The 20,794-nt window shown below is 61.6% G+C and carries 16 protein-coding genes and 1 tRNA gene; 12 read left to right on the top strand and 5 right to left on the bottom strand.

Annotated features, from left to right (window positions below):
* Window positions 1-105: 105 nt before the first annotated feature.
* From M2367_RS10575 to M2367_RS10545, 7 genes are all read left to right on the top strand, one after another.
* On the top strand, window positions 106-1,131 hold the full coding sequence (locus tag M2367_RS10575) for a YcjF family protein (RefSeq protein WP_042042882.1): 1,026 nt from the start codon (window positions 106-108) through the stop codon (window positions 1,129-1,131).
* Window positions 1,132-1,345: 214 nt separating this feature from the next.
* A complete protein-coding gene (gene phhA / locus M2367_RS10570) occupies window positions 1,346-2,140 on the top strand; it encodes a phenylalanine 4-monooxygenase (RefSeq protein ID WP_259236664.1) in 795 nt (264 codons plus the stop codon).
* 58 nt (window positions 2,141-2,198) lie between these two features.
* A complete protein-coding gene (locus M2367_RS10565) occupies window positions 2,199-2,537 on the top strand; it encodes a 4a-hydroxytetrahydrobiopterin dehydratase (RefSeq protein WP_042042880.1) in 339 nt (112 codons plus the stop codon).
* Window positions 2,538-2,698: 161 nt separating this feature from the next.
* Window positions 2,699-4,246, top strand: coding sequence for a transcriptional regulator TyrR (gene tyrR, locus M2367_RS10560; protein WP_042042879.1), 1,548 nt, complete (start codon window positions 2,699-2,701; stop codon window positions 4,244-4,246).
* A gap of 227 nt (window positions 4,247-4,473) precedes the next feature.
* Window positions 4,474-5,031, top strand: a complete 558-nt coding sequence (locus M2367_RS10555) for a YfiR family protein (protein ID WP_259236663.1) — start codon at window positions 4,474-4,476, stop codon at window positions 5,029-5,031.
* A complete protein-coding gene (locus M2367_RS10550; protein ID WP_259236662.1) occupies window positions 5,028-6,296 on the top strand; it encodes a diguanylate cyclase domain-containing protein in 1,269 nt (422 codons plus the stop codon). Before M2367_RS10555 ends, M2367_RS10550 begins: the two co-directional genes overlap by 4 nt.
* A complete protein-coding gene (locus M2367_RS10545; RefSeq protein WP_259236661.1) occupies window positions 6,296-6,775 on the top strand; it encodes an OmpA family protein in 480 nt (159 codons plus the stop codon). Before M2367_RS10550 ends, M2367_RS10545 begins: the two co-directional genes overlap by 1 nt.
* A gap of 64 nt (window positions 6,776-6,839) precedes the next feature.
* Here the strand turns inward: M2367_RS10545 and M2367_RS10540 are convergent, their stop codons facing one another.
* Window positions 6,840-7,562, bottom strand: a complete 723-nt coding sequence (locus M2367_RS10540; RefSeq protein WP_259236660.1) for a TerC family protein — start codon at window positions 7,560-7,562, stop codon at window positions 6,840-6,842.
* A gap of 112 nt (window positions 7,563-7,674) precedes the next feature.
* On the opposite strand from M2367_RS10540, the gene M2367_RS10535 reads away from it, so the two are divergent.
* The 3 genes from M2367_RS10535 (at window position 7,675) to M2367_RS10525 (ending at window position 10,934) form a co-directional block, all read left to right on the top strand.
* A complete protein-coding gene (locus tag M2367_RS10535) occupies window positions 7,675-8,790 on the top strand; it encodes an ATP-NAD kinase family protein (protein ID WP_224432750.1) in 1,116 nt (371 codons plus the stop codon).
* 102 nt (window positions 8,791-8,892) lie between these two features.
* Window positions 8,893-9,171, top strand: a complete 279-nt coding sequence (locus tag M2367_RS10530; protein ID WP_042042874.1) for a YfcL family protein — start codon at window positions 8,893-8,895, stop codon at window positions 9,169-9,171.
* A gap of 98 nt (window positions 9,172-9,269) precedes the next feature.
* Window positions 9,270-10,934, top strand: coding sequence for an AMP-binding protein (locus tag M2367_RS10525; RefSeq protein WP_259236659.1), 1,665 nt, complete (start codon window positions 9,270-9,272; stop codon window positions 10,932-10,934).
* Window positions 10,935-11,018: 84 nt separating this feature from the next.
* On the opposite strand, the gene M2367_RS10520 is transcribed toward M2367_RS10525, so the two are convergent.
* The 4 genes from M2367_RS10520 to M2367_RS10505 all read right to left on the bottom strand — a co-directional run bounded on the left by M2367_RS10520 (window position 11,019) and on the right by M2367_RS10505 (window position 18,074).
* On the bottom strand, window positions 11,019-14,120 hold the full coding sequence (locus tag M2367_RS10520) for an efflux RND transporter permease subunit (protein WP_224432751.1): 3,102 nt from the start codon (window positions 14,118-14,120) through the stop codon (window positions 11,019-11,021).
* A gap of 3 nt (window positions 14,121-14,123) precedes the next feature.
* Window positions 14,124-15,266: an efflux RND transporter periplasmic adaptor subunit gene (locus M2367_RS10515; RefSeq protein ID WP_259236658.1), complete on the bottom strand. Its 1,143-nt coding sequence runs from the start codon at window positions 15,264-15,266 to the stop codon at window positions 14,124-14,126.
* A 276-nt stretch (window positions 15,267-15,542) separates the two neighbouring features.
* Window positions 15,543-17,228: an aspartate:alanine antiporter gene (locus M2367_RS10510; RefSeq protein ID WP_259236656.1), complete on the bottom strand. Its 1,686-nt coding sequence runs from the start codon at window positions 17,226-17,228 to the stop codon at window positions 15,543-15,545.
* A 770-nt stretch (window positions 17,229-17,998) separates the two neighbouring features.
* Window positions 17,999-18,074 (bottom strand) — tRNA-Asn (locus tag M2367_RS10505).
* Window positions 18,075-18,388: 314 nt separating this feature from the next.
* Here M2367_RS10505 and uvrB point away from each other — a divergent pair.
* Both uvrB and M2367_RS10495 read left to right on the top strand, forming a co-directional pair.
* On the top strand, window positions 18,389-20,401 hold the full coding sequence (uvrB, locus tag M2367_RS10500) for an excinuclease ABC subunit UvrB (RefSeq protein WP_259236655.1): 2,013 nt from the start codon (window positions 18,389-18,391) through the stop codon (window positions 20,399-20,401).
* Window positions 20,398-20,694, top strand: coding sequence for a YkvA family protein (locus tag M2367_RS10495; RefSeq protein WP_042042869.1), 297 nt, complete (start codon window positions 20,398-20,400; stop codon window positions 20,692-20,694). The genes uvrB and M2367_RS10495 overlap by 4 nt, the downstream gene beginning before the upstream one ends.
* Window positions 20,695-20,794 lie beyond the last annotated feature (100 nt).

Here is a 20,794-nt window from a genome sequence, read left to right as displayed (position 1 = left end):
GGTTGGAATAAATTGGCCCGGCTCGGGACACACAGTGCTGTGATCCCGGGTCTAGGGATCCATTGAATAGCTCCCAGCTCAGAGGTTGGGAGAGAGGAGAGCGGCATGAATGAGCTAAAACAGGAGCCCAGGTTGCAGGGCAGAGTCGTGCTGGAAGAGCCGCTCACTCCCCCGGAGCCCGCCCCCCTTGCCAAGGCTCAGGTGCTGGAGGATGAGAGCTTCGAGCGCCTGGAAGCCCTGGATGAACTGACCGAGGTTGAACCCGCCTTGACGGTGCGCCCCCGACGCCGGCACCGATTGCTGGCCTGGGGCCTGGGGGCGGTCGGTCTGCTCTCCCTGGGGCAGTTTGTCGGCTTTCTCTATGAGAGCTTCCTCGCCTCGCCATTCTGGGGCGGAGCCTGGCTTGTCGCCTCCGGCCTGGTGCTGGTCGGCACCGCGACCGTGGTCGGGCGCGAGTGGCTGCGGCTGCGCAAACTCAAGCGGCGCCAGGATGTACGCTCCAAGGCCGAGGATCTGCTGGCCCATCAGGGGGTGGGGCAGGGGCAAGCCTTTTGCGAAGGGCTGGCGGTAAAAAGTGGCGACAAGGGGCGGGAGGGCTATCAGCACTGGCTCGCCCAGCTCGACGAGAGCCACAGCGATCGCGAGGTGCTGACCCTCTACAGCCAGCTGGTGCTGACCGAGCGCGACAAGCTAGCCCAGGCCCGGGTGGCCAAGTGGTCGGGGGAGGCGGCCGTGCTGGTGGCATTGAGCCCCCTCGCCGCCGTCGACATGATGCTGATGCTGTGGCGCAACCTGCGCATGATTGAAGATATCGCCGATGTCTATGCCATCGAGCTCGGCTACTGGAGCCGCATTCACCTGATCCGTCAGGTATTTCGCAACATGCTCTATGCCGGCGCGACCGAGCTGGTGACCGAGGTGGGCATGGATCTGCTGGGGGCGGAATTGACCGCCAAGCTCTCGGCCCGGGCGGCGCAAGGGGTGGGGGCCGGTCTGCTCACTGCCCGGCTTGGCCTGCGCACCATAGAGGCGTGCCGCCCGCTGCCCTGGTGCGCGGACGAGAAGCCCAGACTCTCCGAGATGCGCAAGGGGCTGGTGCGCAAGATAGCGGGCTACCTGAGCAAGGGGTAGTCGGGGGATGAGCCCGCTTGTCACATTTTCTTTACATTCATCAATGAGCAGCCGACCCTGGGTCGGCTGCTTTTTTAGGGGAGAAATCGTTACAGTGATCCCATCAGGCCCTGCTGTCAGTGGTGGGGCAAGATAACCTCTTCTGAGCCAATGGGAGTGGCTCACGGACATGGCGACCGACTCGCTATCGCCACCGATGTCGCAGGATGCCAGCATGGGAAATCACTACAGTGCCCGCCAAGCCGATAGCCAGGGATTCATCGACTACAGCGACGATGAACATGCTACCTGGCAGATATTGATCGAGCGTCAGTTGCCTTGTCTGGCCGGGCGGGCCTGCGCCGAGTATCAGGCCGGGCTGGATCTGCTCGAGCTGCCCCGGGATCGCATTCCTCAGCTGGGGGAGATCAATGCCGTGCTCGCGCCCTGCACCGGCTGGTCGGTGGTGGCGGTGCCGGCGCTCATCTCCTTCGACCGTTTCTTCGAATTGCTCGCCCATCGCCAGTTCCCGGTGGCCACCTTCATCCGCCGCCGTGATGAGCTCGATTATCTGCAAGAGCCGGACATCTTCCACGAGATCTTCGGCCACTGCGCCATGTTGACCAATCCGGCCTTCGCCGATTTCACCCACACCTATGGCCAGCTGGGGCTCAGTGCCAGCAAGGAGGAGAGGGTCTTCCTGGCCCGGCTCTACTGGTTCACCGTGGAGTTTGGTTTGCTGCAAACCGAGCAGGGGTTGCGTATCTATGGCGGCGGCATCCTCTCCTCCATCGGCGAGACCGCCTATGCCCTGTCCGACACGCCGCGCCGCGCCCCTTTCGCGCTGCAAGATGTGCTGCGCACCCCCTATCGCATCGACATCATGCAGCCCCTCTATTATGTACTGCCGAGCCTGGACAGCCTCTATACCCTGACCCGGGAGGAGATACTGGCGCAATTGACCAGGGCCAAGGAGCTGGGGCTGTTCGAGCCCCTCTATCCCCCCAGGCAGATCCAGGCCGCACGTTGAACCCGATCATCCAGGCATGGTGCCTGACATCCCGCTGTCGTTAGAGAAGGAGAAAAACATGTCTGAACTGGCAACCCAGCGTTGTGAGGCCTGCCGGGCCGATGCCCCCAGGGTGAGCGAGCATGAATTGGCCGAGCTGATGCGCGCCCTTCCCGACTGGCAGCCGGTGAGTGAACAGGGCGCACTGCAACTGCGCCGTGAATTCACCTTTCGCAACTTCAAGGAGGCGCTCGCCTTCACCAACCGGCTCGGCGAACTGGCCGAGGCGGAGTTTCATCACCCGGGGATCCTGACCGAGTGGGGCAAGGTGACGGTGACCTGGTGGACCCACAAGATCCACGGCCTGCACCGCAATGACTTCATCATGGCGGCGCGCACCGACAGCTTGTTCAAATAGTGCACGCCAGCCCTCTCTAGGGGGACGGCAGTGACGGCGTCGTGGGCCTGCCCGGTGCAAACCGGGGCGGGCCCTCATTTTTACCGGGCAAGTCTCGCACTGGCGGGGGGGAGACGTTATTATCACGCCCATCATGAAGTTAGCCAGGAAGCCTGCCTCGAATGCGTCTTGAAGTCAGCTGTGAAGACCGCCTGGGTCTGACCCGGGAATTGCTCGATCGTCTGGTGGAGCACAATATCGATCTGCGCGGCATCGAAATCGATACCACAGGCATCATCTACCTCAATTTCCCCGAGCTGGAGTTTCGCGACTTCCAGCACCTGATGCCCGAGATCCGCCGCATCCCCGGGGTACATGACGTCAAGACCATCCCCTACCTGCCCTCCGAGCGGGAGCATCACGAGATCCGCGCCCTGCTCAAGGCGCTGCCGGATCTGGTGTTCTCCCTCGACAGTCGCGGTCGCATCACCCAGGTCAACCAGTCGGCCCTGACCACCCTCAACCTGCCACAGGAGGAGGTCAAGGGGGTAGCCCTTGGCTCCCTGATCAAGGGCTTCGCCTTCACCCGTTGGCTCGAGTCGAGCGACATCAAGCCGCAGACCTGCAAGCTGAGCCTGGGCGGTGAGGAGTACCTGGCGGATCTGATGCCGCTGTTCGTGGCCGAAGAGAAGGGCAAGCAAGCCCTGGCGGGCGCCGTGGTGGTGCTCAAGTCTGCCCGCCGGGTCGGTCTGCATTTCAGCGCCCTGCATGCCATCGAGGTGGGTGGTTTCGAGCATCTGCAGGCAGAGAGCCCCAAGATGAGACAGGTTCTGACCGAGGCCAGCAAGTTGGCGATGCAGGATGCTCCCTTGCTCATCGTCGGCGAAACCGGCACCGGCAAGGAGCTGCTGGCCCGCGCCTGTCATGGGGCCAGCCTGCGCTCCAGCCACCCCTTTATGGCCCTCAACTGCGCCGCCATGCCCGACAACGTGGCCGAGAGCGAGCTGTTTGGCTATGCCCCCGGCGCCTTTGGCAATAACACCGAGGGCAAGCGCGGTGTACTCGAGCTTGCCAGCGGCGGCACCCTGATGCTCGATGAGATAGGGGACATGTCCGCGCACCTGCAGACCAAGTTCCTGCGCGTGCTGCAAGACGGGGTGTTTCGCCGGGTCGGCGACGAGCAGGAGGTGAAGGTCAATGTGCGCTTCATCTGCACCACCCAGAAGCAGTTGCTGGATCTGGTGGCCGAGGGCAAGTTTCGCGAAGATCTCTACTACCGTCTCAACGTGCTGAGTCTGGCGCTGCCCCCCCTGCGCGAGCGCAAGGCGGATATCATGGCCCTGGCCCAGCAGTTCGTCGCCCGTTTCGCCAGCGAGTTGCAGCGCCCGCGCCCACGCTTCACCCGTAACATGGCCGAATACCTGACCGCCTACCGCTGGCCGGGCAACGTGCGTCAGCTGCGCAACTGCCTCTACCGCGCCATGACGCTGCTGGAAGGGGACGAGATTGGCCCCGAACAGATAGACCTGCCGGTCGCCCCCGATGCCATGCCGCTCATCGACGAGTGGTTCGAAGGGGCACTGGACGAGGCGGTCAAGCGCTTCGAGAGCCGCTTGCTGGCGCGTCTCTACCCGGCCTTCCCCTCGACCCGCCAGCTCGCCAAGCGCCTCGGGGTCTCTCACACCGCCATCGCCAACAAGCTGCGGGAATATGGCATCGGCAAGAAGTAACAGACCCGCTCTTCAGCCGATGCAAAGGGGCCGTTTGGCCTCTTTTTCTATGGAAAAAGGCCATAACCTGTCTTGATCTATCATGGCCTTGGAGGCCAGCGCTGTGGATAACGGCGTTATGCTGGCGCTGGCGGTTGACAGGAAGCGCCGTGGCACTGCACTGTCGGGCTAACCCTGTGGTTCAGGGACATGTTAGGATCTGTTCGGCTATCTCTATGATCAAACCTATGCACTTATCGTATCTGCTTCATCTGTTTGCCGGTCTCTTCCTGCTGGCAAGCTCCCTGGCTCTGGCCGATATCCAGACCCCTGGCCGTTCTGGCACCCAGGCCGAGTTGCGCGTGGAACACGTGCGCCAGACGGTGCTCGATATTCTCAGTTATACCCGCTGGCCTGTGGAACCCCCGGCATTGCGACTCTGTGTGCTGGGGCCGACCGAGTATGCCGATAGCCTCTTTCATCTCCGCCAGCAAGCCAATGGCCGCCGGGTCACGGTCAGCCGCTACAGTGTTGGCGATCCCCTGATCCCGGGGCATTGCGATGTGATCTATCTGGGGGATGTCACCGAGGCAGAACGGCTGGCGCTGTTTGCCCATTTGCAAGGCCATGCCGTACTCAGCATCAGTGAGAAGGATGGCCCCTGCAGCACCAGCAGTGTCTTCTGCCTGCAGGTGGGGGATGAGCGGGTGCGCTTCAACGTCAATCTCGATGCCCTGGCCCTGAGCGGGGTCAAGGTGCATCCCGCCGTGCTCAAGCTGGGCCGGGCTGACGAGGCGCGACCATGATCTCCTTCATCCGCCTTGGCAAAAAACGGCTGACCCTGCGGCAGAGCCTGGATCGCACCCATCTGATGGTCTCCCTGACGGCGGTCTGTCTGGTGGGGGGCTTGCTCACCGCCATGGCCATGCTCTCTCTGCGTTTTTACACGGATCACAATCTTGACCTGGTGGCGCGCGCCATCGGCTATACCACGGAGGCCGCTGTGGTGTTTCAGGATGGGGAGGCGGCCCGGGAGGCGCTGCAAAATATTGCCTCCCATGAGGATGTGGCCGAGGTGAGCATAGTGCTCGCCTCGGGGAAGTTGCTGGCCTATTGGTCCAGACCCGCCTCCTTGCCCTGGTTCGCCCTGGAGCGGCAGTTGGCCGAATTGGTGCTGCCCGGGCCCATCGAACTGCCCATGATCCACAATGGCCACGAGGTTGCCCGTATCAAGCTGGTTGGTCATGGCCAGTATCTGCTCAGCTTCCTGGTACAGGTGCTGGCGGCCATGCTGGTCTGCATGCTGCTCAGTACCCTGGGGGCGCTCTATATTGCCCGCCTGATGCAACGCTCCATCACCACACCGCTGAGATCCCTGGCACAGGTGGCCCATGGGGTCAGCCGCGAGCGTTCCCTGAAACTGCGGGTGCCCGAAGCGAGCATCACCGAACTAGATACCCTGGGCCAGGATTTCAATTCGCTGCTCGATGAACTCGAGGCCTGGCAGGCCCATCAAGAGCGCGAAAATGCCAGCCTGCTGCACCTGGCCACCCACGACAACCTCACCGAATTGCCCAATCGGGCGCTGTTTGAAGCTCGCCTGCAACAGGCGGTGAACAATGGCCGGGCCCGCGCCGAGCGCTTCTCCCTGCTCTACCTCGATTGTGACAACTTCAAGCAGATCAACGACAACCTGGGCCATGGCACTGGGGATGAGGTGCTGGTGGCCATCGCTCGGCGTGTCCAGCATCAGCTCAGGCCACAGGACTTGGTGGCGCGCCTGGGGGGCGATGAGTTCGTGGTACTGCTCAGCCCCATCTCGGCCGATCGGGATGTGGTCGATATCATCAATCGCATCGGCAAGGCCATGGCCGAACCCATTGCCCTGGCCGATGACAGTCGGCTCGATTGCACCCTCAGCATAGGGGCTGCCCATTTCCCCACCGATGGCGACAGCGCCGAGGCCCTGTTGCAGCACGCCGATCACGCCATGTATCTTGCCAAGCGGCAAGGCAAGGCGCAGCGGGCCAGGGAGTCAGAGGTTCACACACCCAAAGAGGAAAGTAGGTAATGAAGATGGTTATTCGCGTCGCCCTGACCGGGCTGCTGCTGACGCTGCTTGGTGGCTGCGCCACCCAGACGGGCCTGAGCGCCGAACAGCTCGCCATGCTCAAGGAGCAGGGGTTTCGATTGACCGAAGAGGGCTGGACCCTGGACCTCTCCAATCGGGTATTGTTTGCCAACGATGTGGGCCGACTCAGCGAGCAGACGCAAGGGGCTGTGCGTACATTGGCCGACAATTTGCGACTGGTCGGTTTGAACCGGGTGCGGATCGAAGGTCATACCGACACCAACGGCCCGGCCGATTATAACCAGCGGCTCTCTCTGACCCGTGCCCAGTCGGTGGCCGATGTCATGGTCTTGGCCGGCATGGTCCCGGCCAACCTGATCATTCAGGGGCGAGGCGAGGTTGAACCCATCGCCGACAACAAGACCCGTGAAGGCAGGGCCCAGAATCGTCGGGTATCCATCATAGTGCCCAACCAATAACAGGACGTTTTGGCAGACAATAAGAAGGGCGCCACAGCGCCCTCATTTGTTGGATGAATGGCTCTCAATCCGGCCTGGAGTTGTGCCTGCGCAGACGGATATTGATCATCTCCACGACGAGGGAGAAGGCCATGGCAAAGTAGATATAACCCTTGGGAATATGCAGATCCAGACCTTCTGCCATCAGGGCGACCCCGACCAGGATCAGGAAGGCAAGGGCCAGCATCTTGATGGTTGGATGCTCATCGACGAAGTCACCGATGGATTTTGCTGCAAACATCATGACCCCGACTGCGATCATGATGGCCAAGACCATGACGGGAACATGGTCGGCCATGCCGACGGCGGTAATGACAGAATCCAGACTGAAGACGATGTCCAGGATAGCGATCTGTATCAGTATGCTGACGAAGCTGGCCCCCACTGTCTGGGCGGTACTTGCTTCGGCCGCCCCCTCCAGGGAGACATGGATCTCATGCACGCTCTTGGCAATGAGGAAGAGGCCACCAATGAGCAGGATCAGATCACGGCCGGAGATCGCCTCGTCCAAGATGCTGAACATCGGATCGGTCAGGCGCATCACCCAGGCGAGAGAGAGCAGCAGCAGGATGCGGGTACCCATGGCGAGGCCAAGGCCAATCACTCGGGCGCGCTGACGCTGCGCTTCAGGCAGACGTCCGACCAGGATAGAGATGAAAATGATGTTATCTATGCCCAGTACGATCTCGAGCAGTGTCAGGGTCGCAAGGGCAACCCAGGCGGTGGGGTCAAGCATCCATTCAAACATGATGTAACTAGCCTTGTGAGTGAATAAAAAAGCGGTGCATTCTAACAGTGCTTATCACGTTGTACCATGGTGCCATCGCGTGATCCCAACCCTTGGCCCTGAGAGGAAGAACATGTTTCGGTTAGGTCTGATAGTGAATCCCGTGGCCGGCATAGGTGGTCAGGTCGCCCTCAAGGGCAGTGACGGCATGCTGGGCGAGGCACTGGCCCGGGGTGCCGTGCCCAGGGCCAATGAGCGTACCCGCCAGGCGCTGCAACCGTTGATTGGGTTGGCTCACTCTTTTGAGATAGTGACGGTGGCCGGTGAGATGGGAGGGCGCCTGGCGGATGAGCTTGGCCTGCCCCATAGGGTGATCTATGACCCCGTTTCGCTCCAGACGACACCGGAAGACACCAGAGCCGCGGCACGTTTGATGATGCACGCTGGCGTCGATCTGCTGCTGTTTGCTGGCGGTGATGGCACGGCCCGGGATATCTGCGCCGAGGTGGGAGAGCAGCTGCACGTGCTCGGTATCCCGGCTGGCTGCAAAATTCACTCTGGGGTCTATGGCGTGACCCCTCAGGCGAGCGGCCGGGTTGTGGCCCGGATGATCGCAGGTGAGCTGCTCAGCCTGATGGAGGGGGAGGTGATGGACATCGACGAGGTCGCCTTTCGCGAGGGGCGGGTGCGAGCCCGCCATTATGGTCAGCTCAAGGTTCCGAACGATCTGCGCTACGTGCAGTCGGTCAAGCAGGGGGGCCGGGAGAGTGAAGAGCTGGTGCTCGACGAGATAGCGGCCGAAGTGATGGAGCAGATGGAGCCCGATACCCTCTACCTGATGGGATCGGGGGGGACCGTTGCGGCCTGCATGGACCGGCTGGGTCTGGAAAATAGTCTGCTCGGTGTGGATCTGGTGGAAAATGGTCAGCTGATCGGGCAGGATCTGGGCGCTCACGAGATCCTGACCCGGACTCGTGGCCGCCACTGCCGACTGATCATTACCCTGATAGGCGGACAGGGGCACCTGTTTGGTCGCGGCAACCAGCAGCTCAGCCCGGAGGTGATCCGGGCGGTCGGTCTGGACAACATCCTGGTGGTGGCGAGCAAGCGCAAACTGGCGGCGTTGGAAGGGCGCCCTCTGCTGGTGGATACCGGTGACGAGGCGCTGGATCGCGCGCTGTGCGGTTATCAAAGGATCACGACAGGATATAGGGATCAGGTCATCTATCCGGTGGCCAACCCACAATAGCACTGCAAGGATGCGGCATGCCCTGTGGAGCCCGATCAACCGGATCAGGGTTCCAACCCCAAGTTATCTTGCCGGCAATCCCGGCGAATGAGGCTGCGTTAAATGACGATTCATGAATTTGAACACAAATTGTTGGCACTGATAGACAGCATGGTGACCACGGCGACCGAAGATGAGCTGTTTGCCGGGGGTTATCTGCGGGGCCATATCTCCCTGGCGGTGGCCAGGGCCGAGCTGGAGGGCAAGACGCTGATCCGGGATGTGAAGAGCTACGTGCTGCGCAGCCTCAACGACGCCATCTTGCAGGGGGAGTTGTCGGAGCAGGATGAGACCCTGGTACAGGCCATGTGGAAGCGACTGCAACTGCAGGCAGAAGCTTGATCCCAGACACATTTCAAACACAAGTTTAAGGTTGTGCTTTCCCGAAGGTTAACAAAAGGTTAATAATAAACTACCTCATTTGTTTCAGGGAAAGCACCATGACCAGCGCCTCTACCATAGCCCAACGGCTGCCGCTTGAGATGCTCTATCAGTGGGAACAACAGTGCCCGGATCGAGTCTATCTTCGTCAGACCATCAACCGTCAGTATCAAGATTTCAGCTGGGCCAGGGTCGCCGACGAGGCGCGCCGTCTGGTGACAGCCCTGCGCGCCCTGGGGTTCGAGCCCGGGGACAAGATAGCCCTGCTCTCCAAGAACTGCGCCCAGTGGTTCATCGCCGATCTGGCGCTGCAGATGGGGCAATATGTGAGCGTCCCCATCTATCCCACCGCCAACATAGACACCATTGAGTATGTGCTGCGCCACAGCGAGGCCAAGGCGGTATTCGTCGGCAAACTCGATGACTGGCATAGCCAGGAAGCGGGTCTGCCCGCGGAGCTTCCCCGCATCGCCATGCCCTATGACACCATGCCGGCCCAGCACCAGTGGGATGCCCTGCTGGCCAGCCACGAACCGGCCCGGGATCTGGCCCCGCAACGGGGCGAGGATCTGCTCAGCCTGGTCTACACCTCCGGCAGCACCGGCAAGCCGAAGGGAGCCATGCTCAGCGTCGAGCGTTACGCCTGGTCTTGCGAGAAGCTGGTCGAGGCCGTGGGGCTGCGGGAGGCCGATCGCGGCTTCTCCTACCTGCCGCTCGCCCACATCACCGAGCGGGTCTACATCTATGGTGGCAGCCTGTTTAGCGGCGCCGAGATAAGCTTCCCCGAATCCCTGGATACCTTTATCGAGGACGTCAAACGCTGCCGTCCTACCGTATTTATCTCTGTGCCCCGGCTCTGGGCCATGTTCCGCATCAAGATCCACGAAAAACTGCCCCAGAAGAAGCTGGCCCTGCTGCTCAAGATCCCCTTTGTCAGCACGCTTATCAAACGCAAGCTGCAACAGGGTCTGGGGCTGGATCAGGCACGGGTGCTGGGCTGCGGCTCGGCTCCGGTGGCTCCGGCGCTGCTCGCCTGGTATCACAGCATCGGCCTCAATATCACCGAGGCCTGGGGCATGACGGAGAACCATGCCTACGCCACCCTCAACTACCCCTTCCGGGCCGACAAGATAGGCACGGTCGGCAAGGCGGGGCCCGGGGTGCGCATCCAGATCTCGCCGGAGGGGGAGATCCTCTGCCGCTGCGAGGGCATGATGCTGGGCTACTACAAGGATCCGGAACACAGCAGCGAAGCCATCGATACCGAAGGCTGGCTGCGCACCGGAGACATGGGCAAGCTCGACAGCGAAGGCTACCTCACCATCACGGGGCGGATGAAGGATGTGTTCAAGACGGCCAAGGGCAAGTATGTGGCCCCTGTGCCCATCGAGGGGTTGCTCGGCCAGGAGTCCATCATCGAGCAGCTGTGCGTGATCGGTTATGGCATGCCGCAGCCCATCGCCCTGGTGCAGCTCTCGGAGCAGGCCATGAAGGGGAACAGTGCCCAGATAGATGCCGAGCTGGAGGCCGCCCGTCAGCGGGTCAACGACAAGCTCGAATCCCATGCCAGGCTGCGGGGCATCTTGGTGGTCAAGGCCCCCTGGAATATCGAGAACGGCGTGCTGACCCCGACCATGAAGATCCGTCGTCATCTGCTCGAGCAAAAATATGCCGAGCTCGGGGATCAATGGCCCAAGGATCGCAACATAGTGCGCGAGCGTTGAGGCCAGTCGGTGATTGGCCGTTCACATCATGAAGAGAACAAGGGGGAGCTGAGGCTCCCCCTTGTGGTGATGGCTGTCCCGGCGTCAGAGTGTTGACTTGCGATGGCTGAGCTTGAACACCAGCAAGAAGAACAGCGGAATGAAGAAGATCGCCAGCAGGGTGGCGCTGAGCATGCCGCCCAGCACCGAGGTGCCGATGGCGTGACGGGCATTGGCCCCGGCGCCACTGCTGAGCACCAGGGGCAAGACCCCGAGCATGAAGGCGAGGGAGGTCATGATGATGGGCCTGAGCCGCTGGCGGCAGGCGGTCATGGTCGCCTCGAGCAAGTCCATGCCTCGTTCGTGCAGCTCCTTGGCGAACTCGACGATGAGGATGGCATTCTTGGCGGTGAGCCCCATGGTGGTGAGCAGGCCCACCTGGAAGTAGACGTCGTTCTCCAGGCCCCGCAGACTGGTGGCCAGCACGGCGCCCAGCACCCCGAGCGGCACGGCCAGGATCACCGAGAGCGGCACGCTCCAGCTCTCATAGAGCGCCGCCAGGCAGAGGAAGACGATCAGGATGGAGATGCCATAGAGCATGGGCGCCTGGTTGCCAGCCTGGCGCTCCTGGTAGGACATGCCGGTCCAGCTGATGCTGACCCCGTGGGGCAGGGTGCTGGCCATCCGCTCGATGGCGGCCATGGCTTCCCCCGTGCTGTGCCCCGGGGCCGCTTCACCGACTATCTCAACGGCAGGGTTGCCGTTATAGCGCGCCAGCTGCGGCGCCCCATAACCCCAATGGGTGCTGCTGAAGGCGTTGAAAGGCACCATGTCCCCCTTGGTGTTGCGCACGAACCACTTGTCGAGATCCTGGGCTGACATCCGATCGGGGGCATCCGCCTGCAGATAGACCTTCTTGGTGCGACCATGGTCGACGAACTGGTTGACGTAGGAGGAGCCCCAGGCGATGGAGAGGGTGCGGTTGATCTCATCGACGTTCAGCCCCAGGGCCATCGCTTTCTCGTAGTCGATGTCGATGAAGAACTGGGCGTTGTCATTGAGGCCGCTGGGTCGCACCTTCTGCAGAGCAGGATCCTGACTCGCGGCCTTGAGCAGCTGGTTGCGGGCGGCGATCAGCCGCTCATGCCCCAGACCGCCATTGTCTTCGAGATAGAAATCAAAGCCGGTGGCGTGGCCCAGTTCACGGATGGAGGGCGGGTTGACGGCGAACACCATGGCATCGTCAATCTTGCTGAAGGTCTTCATGGCGCGGCCTATGATGGCGTTGACATCCTGCCCCGGTTGTTGGCGTTGATCCCAGGGTTTGAGAGAGACAAAAGCCATGCCCGCATTCTGGGCGTTGCCCGAATAGCTAAAGCCGGTGATGCCGAGCACCGTTTGCACCGTCGCTTGCTCATGGGTGGCGAAATAGTGCTGCACCTTGGCCACCGCCGCCTCGGTACGCTGCTGACTGGCGCCGGCGGGGAGCTGCACCATCACCATGAAGTTGCCCTGATCCTCTTCCGGCAGGAAGGAGGAGGGGAGCAGATGGAACATCCAGCCCAGGGTGATCAGCAGTGCCACATAGAGGATCAGGCTGCGGCCCGAGCGCTGCAATATCCGGCTGACGCCCCCTTCATAGCGATGGGCGAGCCACTCGAAGCGGCGGTTGAACCAGGCGAAGAAGCCGTGCTGGTGAGGCTGGTGATCCCCCTTGAGCAGGGTGGCGCACAGGGCCGGGGTCAGAATCATCGCGGTCAGCACAGAGAGCGCCATGGCCGAGACGATGGTCAGGGAGAACTGGCGATAAATGGCGCCGGTTGACCCTTGCATGAAGGCCATGGGCACGAACACCGCCGAGAGCACCAGGGCGACGCCAATCAGGGCGCCGCTGATCTGGGTCATGGACTTGCGCGTCGCCTCCAGGGGGCTCAGCCCCTCCTCTTGCATGATGCGTTCGACGTTCTCCACCACCACGATGGCGTCATCGACCAGCAGACCGATGGCGAGCACCAGGCCGAACATGGTCAGGGTATTGATGGTGAACCCCAGGGCCGACATGATGCCGAAGGTACCCAGCAGTACCACGGGCACGGCGATGGTGGGGATCAGGGTCGCCCGCAGGTTCTGCAAGAAGAGGTACATCACCAGGAAGACCAGCACTATGGCCTCGAGCAGGGTCTTGATCACCTCCTCGATGGAGATCTTGATGAAAGGCACCGTCTCCATCGCCTTCACCATCTTGAGGCCAGGCGGGAAGCTTTGCGAGAGCGTGGCCAGCTTGGCATCGACCGCCTTCTGGGTATCCAGGGCATTGGCGCCGGTGGCCAGCTTGATGCCCATGGCCGAGGCGTTGTCCCCATCGAGACGGGCGATCTTGTCATAGCTTTCACCGCCAAGTTCGAGGCGCGCCACATCGCTCAAGCGAACCTGGGAGCCATCCTGGTTGACCTTGAGCAAGATGTTGCGAAACTGCGCCAGGCTTTCGAGGCGGTTGCGGGCGGTGATGGTGGCATTGATCATCTGGCCCTGGATGGCCGGGGTGCCGCCAATCTGACCCACGGTCACTTCGCTGTTCTGGGCCTTGATGGCGTTGGAGATGTCCAGGGGGGTGAGCTGGTAACTGGTCAGCTTGCTGGGATCGAGCCAGACGCGCATGGCGTATTGGGTACCGAACTGGGTGACGTCACCGACCCCTTCCAGGCGGCTGATGGGATCGAGCAGATGGGAGCCGACATAGTCGGCGATGTCCTGGGAGTTCATGCTGCCATCGTCGGACTTGAAGGCGATGAGGCTCATAAAGCTCGAGGAGCTCTTGCGCACGCTGATCCCCTGCTGCTGCACCTCGGCGGGCAACTGGCTATTGGCCTGCTGCAAGCGGTTTTGCACCTGGACCTGGGCGATATCCGGATCCGTACCCGCCTGGAAGGTGAGGGTGACGGAGACGTTGCCGGCAGAGTCGCTGGTGGCGGACATATAGAGCAGGTGGTCGAGCCCCTTCATGTTCTGTTCGAGGATCTGGGTCACGCTGTTTTCCACGGTCGAGGCCGAGGCCCCGGGGTAGACGGCGTTCACCTGGATGGCGGGGGGGGCTATGGTCGGGTATTGGGCGATGGGCAGGCCCATGATGGCAAGTACCCCGCCCAACATGACGAGGATGGCGAGCACCCAGGCGAAGACGGGTCTATCGATGAAGAAACGTGACATGACTTACCCCGCCGCCTGAGTGGAAACTGGCATGGCGGCCGTGGCCTTGACCGCCATGCCCGGACGCAGTTTGACCTGGCCGGAGACGATGACCCTCTCTCCCGCCTTGAGGCCATCTGCTATCACCCACTGATCCCCCCGACTCGCGCCCAGACTGACCTGGCGCGGCTCTACCTGGTTGTTGGCATTGACCAGCAGCACGGCGCCCTTGCCACCAGGCAACTGGGTCACGCTGGTCTGGGGCAGCAGCAATCCGGTGCCGGGCTTGTCATCGGCAATGGTGGCACGCAGGAACATGCCCGGCAGCAGGCTCTGCTGGGGATTGGGGATGATGGCGCGCAGGGTCAGGCTGCCGGTGGACTCATTGACGCTCACATCGGCAAACGCGAGGCTGCCGCTCTGGGGATAGGATTTCCCGGTCTGGGTCTGCAGGCTGACTTTTTTCGGCGCCGCCCCCGGGCGCAAGCTGTCGCTCACGTCTCCCAGGGTGTTCACCGCCTGGGTCATGTCCAGATAGATGGGATCCAGCTGCTGTATGGTGGCCAGGCTGTTGGTCTGATTGGTGGTGACCAGCGCCCCCTCGGTGACTTGAGAGATGCCGATCCGCCCCGAGATGGGGGCTCGTACCTGGGTATAGCCGAGTTGGATCTTCGCCTGTTCCAGGCTGGCCTGGTCGATACCTGTCTGCGCCTTGGCCTGCTGCCAGGTCGCTTCGGCCTGATCGAACTGTTCACGGCTGATGAGGCCGCGCTTGACGAGCGCCTGGTAGCGAACATAGGTCTTGTAGCCCACCTCGGCATCGGCCTTGCTCTTGGCCAGCTGGGCACTGGCACTGTTGAAGGCGGCTTGATAGCTGGCGGGATCTATCTGGTAGAGGGGATCCCCCGCCTTGACGTTGGCCCCCTCTTCAAACAGACGGTGGAGGATGATGCCGGACACCTGGGGGCGGACCTCGGCGATCCGGGAGGCCGAGGTGCGTCCCGGCAGGCTGATATCCTGACTCAGGGGCTGGGGAGTCAGGGTAAGGGTCTGCACTGATATGGGGGAGGCGATGGTCTTGGCGTCGGACCCCGCTTGGCCACAGCCGCCGAGCAGGATACCGAGGGTCAGGGCGATCGCGAGACGAGAATAGGAGTGAGGGAGCATGGTGGCCTCCGGCTGAGAAAAAGAGAATGAGAATTGCGTCACATTAAAGCGCGGGCCAGCTTTGTGGAGATGGGTATGACTGTCAATGGCAGTTGCCGGGATCAGACAGCCTGGGTTCAGCTACGAGAGAAATATCCCGAAAAGAGCGCCGAGGGGCCGGACAGAGGGGCGGGGAGAAGAGCGCAAGAAAGGCAAGTCAGAAAGTGGGGGCAGAGGCTGCACCCTGGCCGAGGGGATTGAACAGGGGGCAGATGATGCCCCCTGTTCAAACGCGGCTTAGAACCAGAAGCCGATGATAAAGGATCCGGCCAGGGTGAGCATGACGTTGGCCACCGCGTAGGTGCCCGCATAGCCGAGCGCCGGGATCGAGCTGTTGGCCGCCTCGTTGACCACGTCCATGGCGGGGGCGCAGGTCCGGGCCCCGGTGATGGCGCCGAGCAGCAGGGCCGGGTTCATCTTGAGCACCCAGACCCCGAACAGGTAGCCCACCAGCACCGGCAAGGTGGTGACCAGCATGCCGGAGAAGAGCACCACGGCGCCCACCTGGCTCAGGTGATCCAGAATGCCGCCACCGGCCTTGAGGCCCGTGCTCACCATGAAGACGGCCAGGCCCAGATCCTTGGCCAGACGCAGGGCACCCGGCGGCACATAGCCGACCGTCGGGTGGTTGGCGCGCAGGTAACCCATCAGGATCCCCGCCAGCAGCAGACCGACGGCGTTGCCAAGGCCAAATTCGAGCTGACCGAATACCAGGGAGACGGAGCCTATCAGCAAGCCGAGCACGAAGAAGGTGGTGAAGGCCACCAGATCCGTGGTCTGACTGTGAATGCTGATGAAGCCAATCTTGTTGGCAAGATGCTTGACCCTGATCTTCTCGCCGCTGATCTGCAGCACATCACCCTTTTGCAGCATGATGTTGCGATCGAACGGCATCTCTATCTGGGAGCGCACCACCCGGTTCAAGAAGCAGCCTTTTTCGGTGAGATTGAGCTCCACCAGATGACGGCCCACCACGGAATCATTCTTGACCACTATCTCTTCGGTGACGATCTGCAGATCAAGCAGGTTCCTGTCGAACACCTCCTTGCCGTTGCGATAGTTGACATCCAGCTTCTCGTGGCTCTCGGGATACCCGACCAGGGCGATCTCGTCCCCTTCCTGAATGACGGCGTCACCATCGGGGCTTGCCAGTATGCCGTTGCGGCGGATCCGTTCCACATAGCAGCCGGTGTGGGGATAGATGCCGGTCTCACGCAGGGTGCGGCCCCCTATCCAGGCGGCCAGCTCCGGGCCGACCCGGTAGGCGCGGATGATGGGCAGATAGGTCTTGCGGTTCTCATTGTCAGACAGGCCCCGTTCGCGGGCTATCTTCTGGGCCTCTGTGCTGAGATCGAGGCGGGCCAGGGCGGGCAGATAACGCACCACCAGCATCAAGCCGACCAGCCCCACCAGGTAGGTGAGCGCATAGCCGATGCCCATGTTGTCGAGCACGGGCTGCATGTCGGTGCCATGGGGCAGGTTGAGCAGGCCGCTGCGCAGGGCATCCTGGGCACCTACCAGGGCCGGGGTCGAGGTGAGCGAGCCTGCCAGTATGCCCGCCGCCATGCCGGGCCCCAGGTTGAAGAACTTGGCCAGGCCCACCGTCAACAGCAGCGCCGTGAGCAATATCACCAGGGTGAGGGTGATGTAGTGGATGCCATCGCGCAGGAAGACGCTGAAAAAATGCGGTCCCGCCTCTATGCCGACACAGAAGATGAACAGCATGAAGCCGACGTTTTCCGTGGTGGCGGAGAATTGAAACCCCATCTGACCGAACAGCAGGGCGGTGAACAGCACCCCTATGGTGTTGCCAATCTGGAAGTTGCCGACCCGCACCTTGCCAAGTAGCAGGCCGAAGGCCAGTACCACGAACAGCAGCAGGGAGTCGCTTTGGTGTAGCAGTGTCACGAAATCTATGGTCATGCCCGGACAAACCGAGAAAAAAGTGGGGCCGATATTGTGCCGCATCCCCCGCCAATAAAGAAGCGCCGGTTGGGACAAAGCTGCATATTGGGCGGCCACGCCCAGGCGACCCATCGCGCTGGGGGGAAAGGATGGGTTTTTCTGTCTGCGTGAACCGCTGTCAATTAGTGATTCATGCTGTCTGTCCCAGCAGACAAGCGGATGCCCCTCGGCATTTATAGAATCCTGTGCCCCGTAAAAAATGGGGGTGATTACAGAGCAAGCTGCTGCCGGTTTGGCACGGCGCTTCCCAACCTCAGGATCCTGGACTGGTGTCAAATGCACCGCTGACCCACTGCATCTGGGGTGGGGAATCCTGTATTAAAAAAGATCCTTCAGACGCCAAAAAAATCCGGTTCAAGGAGACGAGGCAAAACAGCATAAAATCGGGTTTGCCCTGGGGGGCCAAGATAAATGGGGGCTGAATGAGCCAAACCCAGGCTGGGTCTGGGCTGGCGCGACTTACCCACAGATTCTGTGGATAACCCTGTGTGTGAAAATTGAAAACAGGCCGCCAGGCCTTGCCAATACTGGGTTGCAAGGCCTGTTCAAAAAATACCGGCAAATAATTGTTTGCATAAAAATCAAATGGTTAGCTGCAACAGCACAAAGTGCTGAAGGGGGAGTGAGGGCGAATAAAGGGGAGTGCTGTCAAGCCGTGGCAGCTTGTGCATTAAATTTGGTAGCGAGGGGCACTAAAGTGGATAACTTGCACCGAGATGGTGAGGAATTGGCTCCCTCGACTGGACTTGAACCAGTGACATACGGATTAACAGTCCGCCGTTCTACCGACTGAACTACGAGGGAACATCAGGCAAGGAGGAGCACTATACAGAGGTCGCCGGACGGGGTCAACCGCCGACTGGGGGAGGAGAGCGATACCCGGTGTGGTGCAAGTCGAGGTACTACATGATGGGGGAGGAGGGTGATCCCCACAGTGGTATGGGTCGGGGGACATGGGGGGAGGTTATACCCCCAGTGGTACAAGTCGAGGCACTACATGATGGGGGAGGAGGGTAATACCCCAGTGGTATGGGTCGGGGTACATGGGGGGAGGCTATACCCGCAGTGGTACAAGTCGAGGTACACTTGCCCTTTGCCGTTTCTTGTCCGGAGTCTTCATGAGCAAGTCGTTTCAACTCGTCAGCCAGTTCTCCCCTGCGGGGGATCAGCCTGCCGCCATCAGCCAACTGCTTGAGGGGATAGAATCCGGACTCGCCCACCAGACCCTGCTTGGGGTGACCGGCTCGGGCAAGACCTTCACCATGGCGAACGTGATAGCGACCCTGAACAGGCCCACCATGATACTGGCGCCCAACAAGACCCTGGCCGCCCAGCTCTATGGGGAGATGAAGGAGTTCTTCCCCGAGAACTCGGTGGAGTATTTCGTCTCCTACTACGACTACTACCAGCCGGAAGCCTATGTGCCGACCACGGACACCTTCATCGAGAAGGATGCCTCCATCAACGATCACATCGAGCAGATGCGGCTGTCGGCCACCAAGGCACTGCTGGAGCGGCGGGACGTGATCATCGTCGCCTCGGTGTCAGCCATCTATGGCCTGGGGGACCCCCAGGCTTACCTGAGCATGATGCTGCACCTCAAACTCGGCGACATCATCAACCAGCGAGACATACTGCGTCGCCTCGCCGAGCTGCAATACAGCCGCAACGACCTGGCCTTCCAGCGCGGCACCTTCCGGGTGCGTGGCGAGGTGATCGACATCTATCCGGCGGAATCGGACAAGCTGGCGCTGCGGGTCGAGCTGTTTGACGAAGAGATAGAGCGACTCTCCCTGTTTGACCCCCTGACCGGCGCCATCGAGCAGACGGTGGTGCGTCATACCATCTATCCCAAGACCCACTACGCCACCCCCCGCGAAACCATCCTCGGTGCCATCGATCACATCAAGGAGGAGCTCAAGGGGCGGCGCGAACAGCTGATCTCCCTCAACAAACTGGTGGAGGAGCAGCGCATCAGCCAGCGCACCCAGTTCGACATCGAGATGATGCAGGAGCTGGGCTACTGCTCGGGCATCGAGAACTACAGCCGCTACCTGTCGGGGCGCGCGCCGGGGGAGCCGCCGCCCACCCTGTTCGACTACCTGCCGGGGGATGGTCTGCTCATCATCGATGAGTCCCATGTGACCGTGCCGCAGATAGGCGCCATGTTCAAGGGGGACAGATCCCGCAAGGAGACCCTGGTGGAGTACGGCTTCCGCTTGCCCTCTGCCCTGGACAACAGGCCGCTCAAGTTCGACGAATTTGAGGCCCTGATGCCACAGACGGTGTTTGTCTCGGCCACCCCCAGCCCCTATGAGCTGGAAAAATCCGGTGGTGATGTGGTGCAACAGGTGGTGCGCCCCACCGGCCTGCTCGATCCCGTGATTGAAGTGCGTCCGGTCGGCACCCAGGTGGACGACCTGCTCTCCGAGATCCGGCTGCGGGTGGCGGTGGACGAGCGAGTGCTAGTCACCACCCTGACCAAGCGGATGGCGGAGGATCTCACCGAATACCTGGCGGATCACGACGTGCGGGTGCGCTATTTGCATTCGGACATCGAGACGGTCGAGCGGGTCGAGATCATCCGCGATCTGCGGCTCGGCAAGTTCGATGTGCTGGTGGGCATCAACCTGCTGCGCGAAGGGCTCGACATGCCGGAGGTCTCCCTGGTGGCCATACTGGATGCCGATAAAGAGGGCTTCCTGCGCTCCACCCGTTCACTGATCCAGACCATTGGCCGGGCCGCTCGCAACCTCAACGGCAGGGTCATCCTCTATGGGGATCGCATCACCCACTCCATGAAAGTAGCCATCGAGGAGACGGAGCGGCGCCGCGCCCTGCAGCATGCCCATAACCTCGAGCACGGCATCACCCCCAAGGGCCTCAACAAGGCGGTGGGGGACATGATGGACATGGGGGGCAGCCGCATCTCGGGCAAGGCTGGCAAAGGGAGTCGCAAGGCCGCCGAGCCGCAAGGGGAGTACCATGCCCGCACCACCAGCGAGATCACCAAGGAGATCAAACGCATGGAAGAGCAGATGTTCCAGCATGCCCGGGATCTGGAGTTCGAGCAGGCCGCCGCCCTGCGCGACAGCATCCAGCGACTGCGCCACGAGTTGATTGAAAGTTGAGGCCGCTGCGCGCCCTGCTCGGGATTGGGCCCAAGTTACGTCGCCTCTATCTGGGCTTTCGCCACCCGGCCACCCCGCTCTGGGCCAAGGGGTTGGCACTGCTGGTGTTCGTCTATGGCCTCAGCCCTCTCGATCTGGTGCCGGATGTCATTCCCGTGCTCGGTTGGGTGGATGATCTCACGCTCTTCATCTGGCTGATCTGGGGCTGGGAGTCCTGCTTGCCCGCCGAGGTGCGTCAGGCCATTGCCGAAAAAGCGGGGGAGAAAAAGGGGAAACAGGAGGGGGATGAGTAGCCAGGCGCCAGCCTGCGCTGCCCCAGATGTTGGCCATGGTTTGCGGCGAAATTGTGGTAAGGGAGGGGAAGGGGTAGACTCGGCCCCTCTGTCATCATCC

The organism is Aeromonas sp. BIGb0445 (assembly GCF_024809075.1).
GTDB lineage: Bacteria > Pseudomonadota > Gammaproteobacteria > Enterobacterales > Aeromonadaceae > Aeromonas > Aeromonas rivuli.
This window is presented reverse-complemented; position numbering and strand designations above follow the sequence as displayed.

What these genes read in the sequence shown, in the direction of transcription:
- tyrR (WP_042042879.1), top strand. Translation starts at nt 2,699, where the DNA reads ATGCGTCTTGAAGTCAGCTGTGAAGACCGCCTGGGTCTGACCCGGGAA.
- M2367_RS10545 (WP_259236661.1), top strand. Translation starts at nt 6,296, where the DNA reads ATGAAGATGGTTATTCGCGTCGCCCTGACCGGGCTGCTGCTGACGCTG.
- M2367_RS10550 (WP_259236662.1), top strand. Translation starts at nt 5,028, where the DNA reads ATGATCTCCTTCATCCGCCTTGGCAAAAAACGGCTGACCCTGCGGCAG.
- M2367_RS10525 (WP_259236659.1), top strand. Translation starts at nt 9,270, where the DNA reads ATGACCAGCGCCTCTACCATAGCCCAACGGCTGCCGCTTGAGATGCTC.
- M2367_RS10565 (WP_042042880.1), top strand. Translation starts at nt 2,199, where the DNA reads ATGTCTGAACTGGCAACCCAGCGTTGTGAGGCCTGCCGGGCCGATGCC.
- M2367_RS10575 (WP_042042882.1), top strand. Translation starts at nt 106, where the DNA reads ATGAATGAGCTAAAACAGGAGCCCAGGTTGCAGGGCAGAGTCGTGCTG.
- M2367_RS10515 (WP_259236658.1), bottom strand. Translation starts at nt 15,266, where the DNA reads ATGCTCCCTCACTCCTATTCTCGTCTCGCGATCGCCCTGACCCTCGGT.
- phhA (WP_259236664.1), top strand. Translation starts at nt 1,346, where the DNA reads ATGGGAAATCACTACAGTGCCCGCCAAGCCGATAGCCAGGGATTCATC.
- M2367_RS10510 (WP_259236656.1), bottom strand. Translation starts at nt 17,228, where the DNA reads ATGACCATAGATTTCGTGACACTGCTACACCAAAGCGACTCCCTGCTG.
- M2367_RS10520 (WP_224432751.1), bottom strand. Translation starts at nt 14,120, where the DNA reads ATGTCACGTTTCTTCATCGATAGACCCGTCTTCGCCTGGGTGCTCGCC.
- M2367_RS10555 (WP_259236663.1), top strand. Translation starts at nt 4,474, where the DNA reads ATGCACTTATCGTATCTGCTTCATCTGTTTGCCGGTCTCTTCCTGCTG.
- M2367_RS10530 (WP_042042874.1), top strand. Translation starts at nt 8,893, where the DNA reads ATGACGATTCATGAATTTGAACACAAATTGTTGGCACTGATAGACAGC.
- uvrB (WP_259236655.1), top strand. Translation starts at nt 18,389, where the DNA reads ATGAGCAAGTCGTTTCAACTCGTCAGCCAGTTCTCCCCTGCGGGGGAT.
- M2367_RS10535 (WP_224432750.1), top strand. Translation starts at nt 7,675, where the DNA reads ATGTTTCGGTTAGGTCTGATAGTGAATCCCGTGGCCGGCATAGGTGGT.
- M2367_RS10540 (WP_259236660.1), bottom strand. Translation starts at nt 7,562, where the DNA reads ATGTTTGAATGGATGCTTGACCCCACCGCCTGGGTTGCCCTTGCGACC.